Source organism: Photorhabdus sp. HUG-39 (genome assembly GCF_963878365.1).
Lineage (GTDB): Bacteria > Pseudomonadota > Gammaproteobacteria > Enterobacterales > Enterobacteriaceae > Photorhabdus > Photorhabdus kayaii.
Window position 1 is genome coordinate 26645 of the sequence record NZ_CAWNWY010000033.1, and the last position, 10858, is coordinate 37502.

The window sequence follows — 10858 nt, forward strand, 5'->3', positions numbered from 1 at the left end:
ATAAATACAGTTAATGGAACGGTAAAAATATGATGTCAGATTATCTGGATAAGTTGGCCGTGTTGGAACGGATTGAATTGATTGCTAAAGTTGGTAATTCAGGTATTTGCACTAGTCGAGAACGGCAAGTCGCATTTGATTGGATTGCAGAACTTGCTGAGCAGGTCAGAAAAGAAATAATCTCAAATGTAAAAACTAAAAGGCCACTAAGTAGTGGCTCAGAATTACGCAGTAGGGCGAACTTTTAATAAATCCAATGCCATTTGACGCTGTTGCGGGTTGAGGTTGTTAATCACGGTCTGCAACAGTTGATCACCCGTTTTTGCACTGGGACTTAGCGTGTGCGAAAACGTCAAATTCATAACAAATGTATAACCACATTCAACACTGGAACACGCGCAGTACAGATCAGCAATTTCACGGTGCTTCCGATTCGTCTTGCGAATAACCGCCTTAGCACCGCACTCAGGGCAGATAATTTTTAATACGCGCATATTCCTCATTCCCAAAGTATCCATTTTCGGTAATTTTACCTGTTTTTTGCGCGTTTTGCACACGAACTTACGCGATCTTGTTTAAAACGGATATGTAATATTTCGGGCACATCATAGGTATTTATCGCATTCATGAACATATTTTGAACGGGGATAACTTCATCCTGGCGATAGACCTCACGGGCTTTTTCCGGATCACCCAACCCGCCGATATTGGTCGGGATAATGCCAGCCAATCCCGCCGGGAATCGGTGAGCGGTCAGCACATCTTGTGAACTGATACTTTTCACATTGGCAAATTCATCATTGGCTGAGATATCACCCACCGGAATAAATTTGATCCCGTCAGGGTCGCCGTTGGGAATGTTGACAAACAGAGTTTCGAAATTCCCGATCCCTTTACTGAGTTGTAATTTTTGGATAATTTCCTCTTCGGTTTCATCAGAGATATTCGGGTCATTGGTGTAAATGATACCGCCAGTGTGGGCGCCATTGTGGTAATAACGACGGCGGAAAATGGTGGCCTCAGAGTTGAGCAGTGCGGCATGAATACCGCCAATATAATCCGGCAATCCGTAAACTTGCTGTTGCGGGTCATACTGCTTAATGAAAATGACCTCTTCCGGTGAGAAAACCAATGGTTCACCCTCTTGCAAGACCACAAAATATTTATCCTTACGGCGACGTAGGTATAGGGAAGGCAAGACCTCCAGTGCGACCACATCACCCCAGAAGTTACGGACTTTCAGAATGGCGACATCACCGAAAATCAGGAAATTAATCACGGCTGACTTGAATTGTTCATGGGACAGTCCGCCACCGACATAATCCGAGGCAATCATATTGTGACGGGCATAGAGTACACCGCCGTGTTGACCGTTCATGTTGGTCAGTTGTGCCAGGGCTAAACGGTCAATCGGTAGTGTGTAATGGTCATAGTCATTGTCATACCAGATATTTTGATAATCCGTTCTGGTGGTGAGTATCGGTTCAGGTTTGCCCAACGTGATTAAGCTCATTTGCCGTTGACGGCCGTTTGTACGTGGGGAATGTGCGCGGGTTTTCCTTAACTTTTTCTTCATTATGCAGCCTTTGCAAATGTGTATTTAGAGGTGCGTTTCTTGTCGTAATTTAACGGCTCATTCATCAGGGCATGAGCGATTGCCCAGAAGACGTCAGCGTGTCCGGTTTCCCGCGAACGGTCAGCGACAAAGGTCATGCTGCCGCCTTTTTTCGTCGTGGTGTGTCGAATAGCCAGAAATGAGGCCAGAATTTCTTTTTGTTCCACATCCCATTCGATACGCTCCTCACTGACCACATCAATCATTTTCATGACCAGTTGGTTTTTGCTTTGCGGGTTGTAGTGGATAGCGTGGGCTTGCCGGGGGGCGAAGTCCTGCACCATTTCATAGACACCGTGACCAATCCCCGTGGTATCAATACCGATATGGGTAAATTTGTAGCGCTTGAAGAGATCTTCAATCAGTTTCGCCTGATGTTTCCAGTTCATGCCTTGCCAATAGAACGTTGCCAATACCCGAAAAACTTCGGGCGCCATCATGGGCGGGGCAATAATCACAAAGGTTGAAGTATCGCCAGAACGGGCCGGGTCAAAACCGCCCCAGACTTCGCGATCCCCAAAAGGACGCGGTGCATTGGGATCATGGTCTTCCCAGAGATGGATATCCGCGCCGCATTTTTCTAGTTGGTGATATTTGAAAACAGATGCGCCACTATCAACAAACATACACAGATACAACATGTTAAATGTGTCTGGGTTATAACGGTTCCGCAGTTTTTCAATGGATGCCAGGTTGAATCCGCCCTTAATGGCATCTTCCAGCGTAATGACGTAACGCCATTGACCATCCGGGCAATCGCGACCGCCATCACGTAATTCATCAAATGAGGGAAATTCAATGTTCTTACGTTTGGGATCATTGCCGCGCCATTCGTCACCCATCCAAAATGGATAGGCGGGATGGGTTTTGGCGCTGGGGGTTGAAAAATAGGTGGTACGCCATTTGTCATGGGTTGCCATTGCGGAGGCAACTTCATTGAGGCGTTTAAAATCAGGTACCCAAAAATATTCGTCACAATACAAATGACCGGAATAGGATTGTGCCGTGTTTTTATTGGTTGATAAAAAACGCAGTTCGGCACCGTTGCTGAGCCGAATAGGGTTGCCTGTCAGCGTTACACCGAAGAAGTGTTCAGCGATATTAACGATATACGAGCGGAAAACTTCTGCCTGTGGTTTTGAGGCGGATAAGAATATTTGAGGATTGCCCGTTAATACGGCATTTTCGAATGCCTCAAAGGCGAAATACCAGGTTGCACCGATTTGCCGACTTTTGAGAATATTTCTGATCTGTTTTGCCAGATTATTGCGTAAATGTTTTTGATAGCCGAAAAGCGTCTCATCGACAAACTGCTGAAAATCTTCTTTAGTCAGTGTCGAAATATCATTTTTACGATAGCGTTTCTTTTTCTTGGGTTCATCCTCACTGAATGGGATATAATCACCGCCTGATTTTTCTTGCGCCTTAATTTCGGCCAGCTTTTCTTTATGCTTATTTTCCTGTGCCATCAGTTTTATATGATGTGCAATTAATCGGTCGAGTTCGTCTAATTCCAGCGAGGTTTTATTGTTGCGTTCACTGAGCACGGCAATTCGGCGGTTAATGGCCTCGATAACACTTTCATGGTTGAGCATATCTGCCCAATGCCATTTTTCCGCCCAATAGTAAATGATCCGCCGATTCGGCAGATTTAATTCACGGGCAATTTCTGCCGGAGTATATCGCCGTAGGTATAAAGAACGGGCGACATTGATTAGTTCATCGGAGTATTTAGCCATAGCAATCATATTATGCCGGGCTAAATGTATCCTGACGCGCATTCAATTTCGGCCTGAATGGGTTATGGCGTTATATCCGAATTCATCAGAATTAAACCATTCGCAGCATTTTATTGAATCCGCAATACTGTATTTGATTCAAATGGAAGGAATTAAATATGTCTCAGTTAATGACTAACTGGATATGTATTGCCACGGAGGGCGACACGGTTGATGGCCGAGTAATGGAACCTCAATGGATTTTAGAGGCTGCCGAACTCTATAACCCAGAGTTGTACACTGCCCGCATTTGGCCGGAACATGAACGTGGGTTCGGTGCAATGGGCGAAGTGTTAGCCGTCAAAGCAGCGCGAGATGATGGCGGGGTTTTACGCTTATATGCGCAACTGCGACCCAATCATCATTTGTTACAGGCCAATCGAGAGGGACAATTACTGTTTACCTCTGTTGAACTTACGTCTGATGGCAATTTTCGCGGAACCGGCAAAACATATCTGGAAGGACTGGCAGTGACTGACTCACCCGCCAGCGTGGGCACAACGCGTCTGCAATTTAAAAAAAGGAACAAACATCGTCGATTCGGTGCGTATAAGCCACTGGTTATTGATGAGGTTAAACACGTTAAGGATAACGGCATGACAAAGGCCAAAAAAGGATGGAAAAGCTTTTTTAACATTGAAGAGCCAGAAGAAATCGAATCAAAACCATCAAGCGATGATGCGTTGCAGGCGCTGGCCCAGGCTGTAGCAGATTTAGAAGCGCGAATGACCACGCTTGAGGGTAAGCAGGAATCGACCGAGCAGGAAGTTGCAGACGTTCAGGAAGATGTCGAGACAATGAAAGCGGTTGTCGATACCGAAGCATTTGCGCGTTTACGTGACAGTTTGCCCGATATTCTAAAAAAGTTTAACAAATTGGACGGTATTGCTACCCGCTTACCATCGCGTAACCCAAAAGGCGACAAAAACGAGCCTTTTAAATTTCTGTAATTCCATGATGGAAAAAGGCAAAGGGAAGAGCTATGCAATTGAATCATCAGGCACGGACATTTTTGCAGAAATATGCGGCGGGGTTAGCCGAATCCTACGGGGTTGAAGACACATCACGTTACTTTTCGCTGACTGACCCAAAAGAAACCGCCTTGCGCAGCGCATTGTTGGAATCCGTGGAATTTCTCAGCATGATCACCTGTGCGGATGTGGATCACCTTTCCGGCCAGGTGGTGTCAGTCGGCAACCCAGGGTTATTCACCGGGCGTAAAAAAGATGGCCGCTTTATGCGTAAAACGGGGGTTGACGGCAATAAATACAGCTTAGTTGAAACCGATTCCGGTACCGCCTTGCCCTGGGATTTGTTATCTGTCTGGGCGAACTCGGGTTCAGAAAATGAGTTTTTCCAACGTATGCAGGAATTCACTCATGAATCTTTTGCACTGGATATGATCCGGGTTGGTTTTAACGGCCAGCGAGTGGCGGAGACCACCGACCCAGAAGCCAATCCGAATGGTGAAGATGTGAACATGGGTTGGCATCAAATCGCCAAAGAATGGAATGACGGCAAGCAGGTGATTACTGCACCGGTGAAACTGGATGAGCACGGTGATTTTACCTCACTGGATGCGATGGCGTCAGATCTGATTAACGCCTGTATTCCGCAGCAATTCAGGCATGATCCACGTTTGGTGGTACTGGTCGGTGCTGATTTAGTGGCGGCTGAACAATATCGATTATATCAGGCAGCAAATAAACCGACTGAAAAAATCGCGGCGCAAATGTTAGGGAGTTCCATTGCTGGACGTCCGGCCATTATCCCGCCATTTATGCCGGGTAAACGTATGTCAGTCACCATGCTGCCTAACTTGCAAATTCTGACACAGCGTAATACACGCCAGCGTAAGGCGGAATTTGTGGATGACCGTAAACAATTTGAAAATAAATACCTGCGCAATGAGGGCTACGCGATTGAAACACCGGAATTGTACGCCGCCTATGATGAAAGTGCCGTCACTATCGGTACCGTGGCTGAACCTGCTGAAAAACTGGATACAGAATAGTGCTGTCGCCTGCTCAACGACACCGGGCCGCGGTTGAACTTCGCCAGAAACTGGCGCGGCAACAAGCGGTTGCGATTGCAGAGGGGGCGAGTATGCACCTGCAAGCCCGCGCCATTGAGCAGGATATTAAGCGGTTACGCCAGTTGGCGTTAACGGCGGAACGGGTAGAGATGAAAAAGCGGGAATTGTTGCCTAATTATCTGCCCACGGCGGAACGCTACATCACCGAGGGGGAAATTTACCGAAACCCGATTTTTGCTTACTGCGTGATCTGGTTATTTGATATTGGGGATTTTGCCAAAGGATTGGATTGGGCCGATATCGCCATTGAGCAAGGGCAGCTCACCCCTGACAATTTTCGCAGTAGCTTTCCGGCCTTTGTTGCCGACACGGTTTTACTCTGGGCACAGGTGGAAGCCGACACCGGGAATAGTGTTGAACCCTATTTTTCAAGGACATTTCAGAATGTCACGGGCAAATGGAAAGTACACGAAAAAATTAAGGCTAAATACTACAAATTTGCTGCCTTGAACCTGCTGAAAGGGGATAACGCCGACATTAAGGTGAGTTCGGTTGATAGGTGGGATGTGCTGGAGCAGGCGGATATCTGGTTATCAAAAGCGCATCAGTGTAACCCGAAATCAGGCGTAAAAACTTATCGGCAACGGATTGCCGCCCGTTTACGGGCATTGACAACCCAATAGCGATACCACGATAAACAATGACTACCGCAAGCCAGAGCGGGCGCGGTGGAGGCATGGCAAGGATTGCTCATGGCCGTGGAAACCGGGCTGCCCGCTTTTTTATGGATGAGAGAGGCGAGATGTTTAGTGGCAACACCCTTGATTATCGGGATGAACCGTTGACCAATGACGGTTTTTGGCCGGATTTGAATCTGCGCGAATTTCAGGTGAACCGCAATATTCCGGCTGACTTAGATAATGGCCTGTTAGCTCATGCACTGCTGGCAAGTACCGCTGAAATCAATCTTGACTTACAGCGTCTGAAAGTCCGGTTGCAGGCAAAAGGCTATCAGAAAGCGGCCGATGTGCCAGGCATTGCTATCGATGGCGTTAATGCGTTAGTGGGGCAGTATAAAAAGGCGGTTTATGCCAGGGCAAAAGCGGATCTGTTGGGGGAATACACCGCTATTGTCAGTCGTGCCCCTCATCCGCCACAAGAAAGTTCTGAACTACGTCCCCGTTTATTAGCGGAAGCGGCTTTTGTTATCCGCAATATGAAGGGATACGGTCGCACAACGGTACGCATGATATGAGCAAATTACATCATTTAACGGCATTTTTGCGGGAAAACCTGCCAGAACGTCTCTGTAAGATAGAATTTACCAGTGAAATGGATGAAATTCGTTTCATTCCTGCGCAACGGGATTTAGGTCTGGGGCAATACCAGATGTTTATCCAGCAGTATGAGGCGGTGATTGCCTGGGGGCGTTTCCCATACCGAGAGTTTGATCCGCGATATGTCCCATTGTTAATAGATGTGTGGCTGACTGAGCAGGGCAATGAGTTAGGGGATGCCAATCTGGAGCCGGAACGGCCAGCGATGACCGTTGAAGTGGATGAGGAAACCGCTGTAGTTGTAGTGTCGTTGTCACTGTCAGAGCCTGTTGTCATGCGTGAAGATAAAAACGGCATCGTCCCCTTTGAGGGTAAGCGCTGGAGGCTGGCTGATACTGAAATCTGGTTTGCTGAAAAGGGGGTTGTGCATGGTGTGAATGAGTCAGGCGCACCCGTTGGACAAAGCCAATAATGATGCATGGGCAGTTAAACCGAAATCAGTTTAAGGCACTGCAAAACGCACTGAGTGACCTTGAACTACCCTCGAAAAAGCGCCAACGCCTGTTATGGCGGATTGCGAAATACGGGGTGATCCAGGCGGCAAAACGCAATGTGCGCAATCAGCAATCACCGGATGGTGGGCGATGGACAGCCAGAAAAAGCCCGTGGCGCAAGAAAATGCTCAGGAACATGCCGAAGCTCTTGCATATTCGGGAAATGCCGGAAAATAACGCCGTGCGCATTTACCTGCAAGGCGGGCATTACCGGAATGGAAAACAACAGCTTCCTGCGGGTGTTGTGGGGTATGTACAGCAAAACGGGATGCGTATTCAGGTCAGTCGGCGGCAAGTGCAAAAGCGCGTTGATCGTGAGCGCATGGCAACCATTAAGCAGGCGAAAAAACTGCGGGATTTGGGTTATCAGGTTAAGAAGGATAAACGCTGGCGGAAGCCCCCGATAAAGGAAATTACCGCCAATATGAAATTTATTCAGGCAGGGGTATTGATCCGCGAACTGAGCGGCGGGACGGTTAAACGTTCATGGATGATTGAAGTTCCTGCCCGTAAGTTCTTAGGTATCAATGATGAAGAATTCAGTCAAGCGTTGGCTCGCCAGTTGCAAGGCATTGGATACGGTGTGGGTTAAGCGCATTGATAAGGGATTAAATTATGTGGCCACATGTTCAGGTTAACCAGGTTAATCAACTGCAAGGCAAAACAAGGGAAATTGAGCGAGTCTTGCTTTTCGTTGGGACGGGAAAAACCAACGTAGGTAAAACCATTGCGGTTAATACCCAGACGGACTTTGATTCTGTACTGGGAACGGCACAAACCGCCCTCAAGCGTCATATACTGGCCGCAATGGCAAATGCGGGGCAAAACTGGTCCGGGTATATCCATGTATTGCCGGGATCGGCGGATGAATTGGCGTTTGTTGAGGCGGTGACGTCGGCGCAGCGTATAGCCAGTATTGAGGGCTATACTCTGACGGTCGGCGCAACCAAAGCCATCATTAAAGCCGCGCAAACCTTGCGAGCCAACACGATGGCTAAATTTGGTCGCTGGCAGTGGGCCATTCTGGCGGTTGATGGCACACAGGCAAAAGAGACTTGGACGGATTATGTCGCCCGTCTGGCAGAGCTACAAAAGGGCGAAGCTGTGGCATCGGTGCAACTGGTGCCGTGTCTGTGGGGCAATGAGGCGGGCGTATTGGCAGGGCGTTTATGTAACCGCACTGTCACCGTGGCGGATAGTCCCGCACGGGTACAAACCGGAGCGTTGATGGATTTGGGTTCAACCGATTTTCCAAAAGATGGCACAGATCAGCCGATTGATCTGGCAACCTTGCAGGCACTGGAAAAACTGCGTTTCAGTGTGCCGATGTGGTATCCCGATTATGATGGCATGTATTGGTCAGATGGTCGCACATTGGACGTAGAAGGCGGAGACTACCAGAGTATCGAAAACTTGCGGGTTGTCGATAAAGTAGCGCGTCGGGTGCGTTTGCAGGCTATCGCTAAAATTGCCGACCGTAGCTTAAACAGCACGCCGGGCAGTGTCGCAACGCATCAGGCATACTTCGCCCGTACCTTGCGTGAAATGTCGCGCAGTACTGAAATTAACGGCGTGACTTTTCCGGGGGAAGTGAAATCCCCGAAAGATGAAGACGTGGTGATTACATGGCGTAATAAAAACACGGTGGAAATTTATATCACTGTTCGTACTTACGAATGTCCGAAAGGGATCTCGGTGAGTCTGTTGCTGGATAGTAGTCTGGAGAAAACCGCATGAGCAAACGTATTTCAGGCCAGTCGGTTGATTTTAATATGGACGGGGATCTGGTTCATGCGGAAAAGGTCAATTTGTCCATTACGGACAACACCGCCGCCGCCCAAACACAGGGCGTACCGGATGGTTATATCTCCGGTGATGTGGCGGCAGAGGGGGAGATTGAACTCAGTACCAAATATCTGGAGATGGTGACCGCTAAAGCGCGCGCGGTGGGTTCATGGCGGGGTATTCAGCCCGTCGATTTGATGTGGTATGCCAAGGCCGGTAACGAAGAAATCAAAGTTGAGGCTTACGGCTGCAAGCTGATTGTCAGCGACATTTTGGACGTTGATCCGAAAGGCGGCAGTGTCATGACGCATAAAGTGAAATTTGTGGTGACCAGTCCCGATTTTGTGCGCATTAATGGCATTCCCTATCTGGAAGCGGAATTGACACAAAGCCTGATAGGGTAAAGAGGCGTGTTCATGGAAGAGCATGAGAAAACCTTTGTGACGCTGGTGCTATTGGGGGCACTGATTGCGTTAGGAAAGATGCTAACAGGCGATGAGCCGATCACCCTGCGGCTTTTCATTGGCCGGATTATCTTAGGGTCGGCTGTGTCAGTGATGGCGGGGGTATTGCTGATTTGGTGGCCGGGCATCAGCCCGATAGCGGTGACTGGGATAGGCAGCGCATTAGGGATTGCCGGCTATCAGTTAATTGAAGTTTGGCTACGCAAGCGCGGCAGCGCTTTGTTAACAGGGAAGTTAAAGAAATGACACTGAGTGAAAAACAGCAATTATTTGCGGTACTGGTCGCACAATTGATCTTATGGGCGGACGAACACGGTTATCGCCTGACTTTAGGCGAGGCTTATCGTACACCAGAACAAGCGAAGTTAAACGCTCAGATAGGGAAAGGCATTGCCAATAGCCTGCATATTCAGCGGCTGGCGATAGATCTGAATTTATTTATCGGGGGCGAGTACCAGACAAACAGTCATGCTTATTTACCGTTAGGAGAATATTGGGAATCTCTTGGCGGCACGTGGGGCGGGCGATTTTCTCGGCCGGACGGCAATCATTTCTCACTGGCGCATAATGGGGCGAAATGATGTTCAATGCCCGGATGCTGTATTTGACTTTCCTGGCATTGGCATTCTGTGCAGGCTGGCGAGTAAACCATTATTACCGTGACAGTCTGGAGTTGAATATCACACGGGCAGCGGATGCTGCAGGGGGAAAAATCAGGCAGGAACTGCAACACATTTCCAGTGTATCCGCCCGACAATTGGAAAATAAGTTAGAAGGGATAGCCCATGCCGCCCCACGAGAGATTCATACTGAAATGGTTCGGCCTGTTTTTACTCATGTGTGCGTTAGCCCTGAATTTGTCAGGATGTACAACGATACAGCCGAAAGTATTGAACGAACACTATCAGGAAAACTTACTGACAAAATGTCAGGACAGATTACCGAAACTGACGGGAACAACCGGAAATAATCTGGCAAATGTTATAATGGATTATTCCAAATTATATGGTAATTGCGCCGCACGGCATAATCAATTAGTGGATGAAATTAATAAAAGAAAGGAATTAACCTATGAGCAAAGAAAATAAAGTCATTACTTTAATTGTCGGTGAAAATGAAATTACATTCGAGCCAAATATTGTTGCTTATAATAGCATGATTAACGATATGGCAATGGATAATAAGGTTGTACCCATTGTTACCTATTTGCGTCGTATTGTTCAGCCTGCGTCTAAATCAATTTTAGATGAATGGTTAAAAATACCCGGTGCTGCGATGCAAATCGTTGAAAAGGTCAATGCCGAATATGCGCCAAAACTGGAAATTGAAATAAAAAACTAAATACGCGGG

The 10858-nt window shown here is 47.8% G+C and carries 17 protein-coding genes; 14 read left to right on the forward strand and 3 right to left on the reverse strand.

What is annotated here, in order from left to right:
- Positions 1-29: 29 nt before the first annotated feature.
- On the forward strand, positions 30-248 hold the full coding sequence (locus AAC155_RS18570) for a hypothetical protein (RefSeq protein WP_046975121.1): 219 nt from the start codon (positions 30-32) through the stop codon (positions 246-248).
- Here AAC155_RS18570 and AAC155_RS18575 read toward each other — a convergent pair.
- The 3 genes from AAC155_RS18575 to AAC155_RS18585 are packed head-to-tail and all read right to left on the reverse strand — an operon-like array spanning position 225 to position 3354.
- The gene (locus tag AAC155_RS18575) at positions 225-494 is read right to left on the reverse strand and encodes an ogr/Delta-like zinc finger family protein (RefSeq protein ID WP_146748120.1); all 270 of its coding nucleotides are present in this window, start codon (positions 492-494) and stop codon (positions 225-227) included. The genes AAC155_RS18570 and AAC155_RS18575 overlap by 24 nt on opposite strands.
- A gap of 35 nt (positions 495-529) precedes the next feature.
- Positions 530-1576 (reverse strand): phage portal protein, encoded by a 1047-nt coding sequence (locus AAC155_RS18580; protein ID WP_113043681.1) that lies wholly within the window; start codon positions 1574-1576, stop codon positions 530-532.
- Positions 1576-3354: a terminase large subunit domain-containing protein gene (locus tag AAC155_RS18585; protein ID WP_113043700.1), complete on the reverse strand. Its 1779-nt coding sequence runs from the start codon at positions 3352-3354 to the stop codon at positions 1576-1578. Before AAC155_RS18585 ends, AAC155_RS18580 begins: the two co-directional genes overlap by 1 nt.
- 158 nt (positions 3355-3512) lie before the next feature.
- On the opposite strand from AAC155_RS18585, the gene AAC155_RS18590 reads away from it, so the two are divergent.
- The 13 genes from AAC155_RS18590 (at position 3513) to AAC155_RS18650 (ending at position 10849) form a co-directional block, all read left to right on the forward strand.
- Complete coding sequence (locus AAC155_RS18590; RefSeq protein ID WP_113043682.1) at positions 3513-4343, forward strand: GPO family capsid scaffolding protein; 831 nt, start codon at positions 3513-3515, stop codon at positions 4341-4343.
- 32 nt (positions 4344-4375) lie between these two features.
- Positions 4376-5407, forward strand: coding sequence for a phage major capsid protein, P2 family (locus AAC155_RS18595; protein WP_113043683.1), 1032 nt, complete (start codon positions 4376-4378; stop codon positions 5405-5407).
- Positions 5407-6111 carry a phage terminase small subunit gene (gpM, locus tag AAC155_RS18600; protein ID WP_113043684.1) on the forward strand — a complete coding sequence of 235 codons (705 nt, stop codon included), beginning with the start codon at positions 5407-5409 and terminating at the stop codon, positions 6109-6111. Before AAC155_RS18595 ends, gpM begins: the two co-directional genes overlap by 1 nt.
- Positions 6112-6230: 119 nt before the next feature.
- A complete protein-coding gene (locus AAC155_RS18605) occupies positions 6231-6683 on the forward strand; it encodes a head completion/stabilization protein (RefSeq protein ID WP_146748123.1) in 453 nt (150 codons plus the stop codon).
- Entirely contained in the window at positions 6680-7177 is a 498-nt protein-coding gene (locus tag AAC155_RS18610; protein WP_113043686.1) for a phage tail protein, read from the forward strand. The genes AAC155_RS18605 and AAC155_RS18610 overlap by 4 nt, the downstream gene beginning before the upstream one ends.
- Entirely contained in the window at positions 7174-7851 is a 678-nt protein-coding gene (locus tag AAC155_RS18615) for a hypothetical protein (RefSeq protein WP_146748121.1), read from the forward strand. The genes AAC155_RS18610 and AAC155_RS18615 overlap by 4 nt, the downstream gene beginning before the upstream one ends.
- A gap of 20 nt (positions 7852-7871) precedes the next feature.
- Positions 7872-8996, forward strand: a complete 1125-nt coding sequence (locus AAC155_RS18620) for a DUF2586 domain-containing protein (protein ID WP_191214946.1) — start codon at positions 7872-7874, stop codon at positions 8994-8996.
- Positions 8993-9448, forward strand: coding sequence for a phage protein (locus AAC155_RS18625; RefSeq protein WP_046975130.1), 456 nt, complete (start codon positions 8993-8995; stop codon positions 9446-9448). The genes AAC155_RS18620 and AAC155_RS18625 overlap by 4 nt, the downstream gene beginning before the upstream one ends.
- Positions 9449-9460: 12 nt before the next feature.
- Positions 9461-9754, forward strand: coding sequence for a phage holin family protein (locus AAC155_RS18630; RefSeq protein ID WP_046975131.1), 294 nt, complete (start codon positions 9461-9463; stop codon positions 9752-9754).
- Entirely contained in the window at positions 9751-10089 is a 339-nt protein-coding gene (locus tag AAC155_RS18635; protein ID WP_046975132.1) for a M15 family metallopeptidase, read from the forward strand. Before AAC155_RS18630 ends, AAC155_RS18635 begins: the two co-directional genes overlap by 4 nt.
- Positions 10086-10478: a hypothetical protein gene (locus AAC155_RS18640; protein ID WP_082111228.1), complete on the forward strand. Its 393-nt coding sequence runs from the start codon at positions 10086-10088 to the stop codon at positions 10476-10478. The genes AAC155_RS18635 and AAC155_RS18640 overlap by 4 nt, the downstream gene beginning before the upstream one ends.
- Positions 10399-10596 carry a hypothetical protein gene (locus tag AAC155_RS18645; RefSeq protein WP_071881019.1) on the forward strand — a complete coding sequence of 66 codons (198 nt, stop codon included), beginning with the start codon at positions 10399-10401 and terminating at the stop codon, positions 10594-10596. Before AAC155_RS18640 ends, AAC155_RS18645 begins: the two co-directional genes overlap by 80 nt.
- A complete protein-coding gene (locus AAC155_RS18650; protein WP_046975134.1) occupies positions 10580-10849 on the forward strand; it encodes a putative phage tail assembly chaperone in 270 nt (89 codons plus the stop codon). Before AAC155_RS18645 ends, AAC155_RS18650 begins: the two co-directional genes overlap by 17 nt.
- Positions 10850-10858: the final 9 nt, after the last annotated feature.

Bases quoted from the DNA above. Each gene is read 5' to 3' on its own strand.
- AAC155_RS18625 (WP_046975130.1), top strand. From the start codon at position 8,993: ATGAGCAAACGTATTTCAGGCCAGTCGGTTGATTTTAATATGGACGGG.
- AAC155_RS18630 (WP_046975131.1), top strand. From the start codon at position 9,461: ATGGAAGAGCATGAGAAAACCTTTGTGACGCTGGTGCTATTGGGGGCA.
- AAC155_RS18590 (WP_113043682.1), top strand. From the start codon at position 3,513: ATGTCTCAGTTAATGACTAACTGGATATGTATTGCCACGGAGGGCGAC.
- AAC155_RS18575 (WP_146748120.1), bottom strand. From the start codon at position 494: ATGCGCGTATTAAAAATTATCTGCCCTGAGTGCGGTGCTAAGGCGGTT.
- AAC155_RS18650 (WP_046975134.1), top strand. From the start codon at position 10,580: ATGAGCAAAGAAAATAAAGTCATTACTTTAATTGTCGGTGAAAATGAA.
- AAC155_RS18640 (WP_082111228.1), top strand. From the start codon at position 10,086: ATGATGTTCAATGCCCGGATGCTGTATTTGACTTTCCTGGCATTGGCA.
- AAC155_RS18635 (WP_046975132.1), top strand. From the start codon at position 9,751: ATGACACTGAGTGAAAAACAGCAATTATTTGCGGTACTGGTCGCACAA.
- AAC155_RS18585 (WP_113043700.1), bottom strand. From the start codon at position 3,354: ATGGCTAAATACTCCGATGAACTAATCAATGTCGCCCGTTCTTTATAC.
- AAC155_RS18570 (WP_046975121.1), top strand. From the start codon at position 30: ATGATGTCAGATTATCTGGATAAGTTGGCCGTGTTGGAACGGATTGAA.
- AAC155_RS18595 (WP_113043683.1), top strand. From the start codon at position 4,376: ATGCAATTGAATCATCAGGCACGGACATTTTTGCAGAAATATGCGGCG.
- AAC155_RS18580 (WP_113043681.1), bottom strand. From the start codon at position 1,576: ATGAAGAAAAAGTTAAGGAAAACCCGCGCACATTCCCCACGTACAAAC.
- AAC155_RS18610 (WP_113043686.1), top strand. From the start codon at position 6,680: ATGAGCAAATTACATCATTTAACGGCATTTTTGCGGGAAAACCTGCCA.
- AAC155_RS18605 (WP_146748123.1), top strand. From the start codon at position 6,231: ATGTTTAGTGGCAACACCCTTGATTATCGGGATGAACCGTTGACCAAT.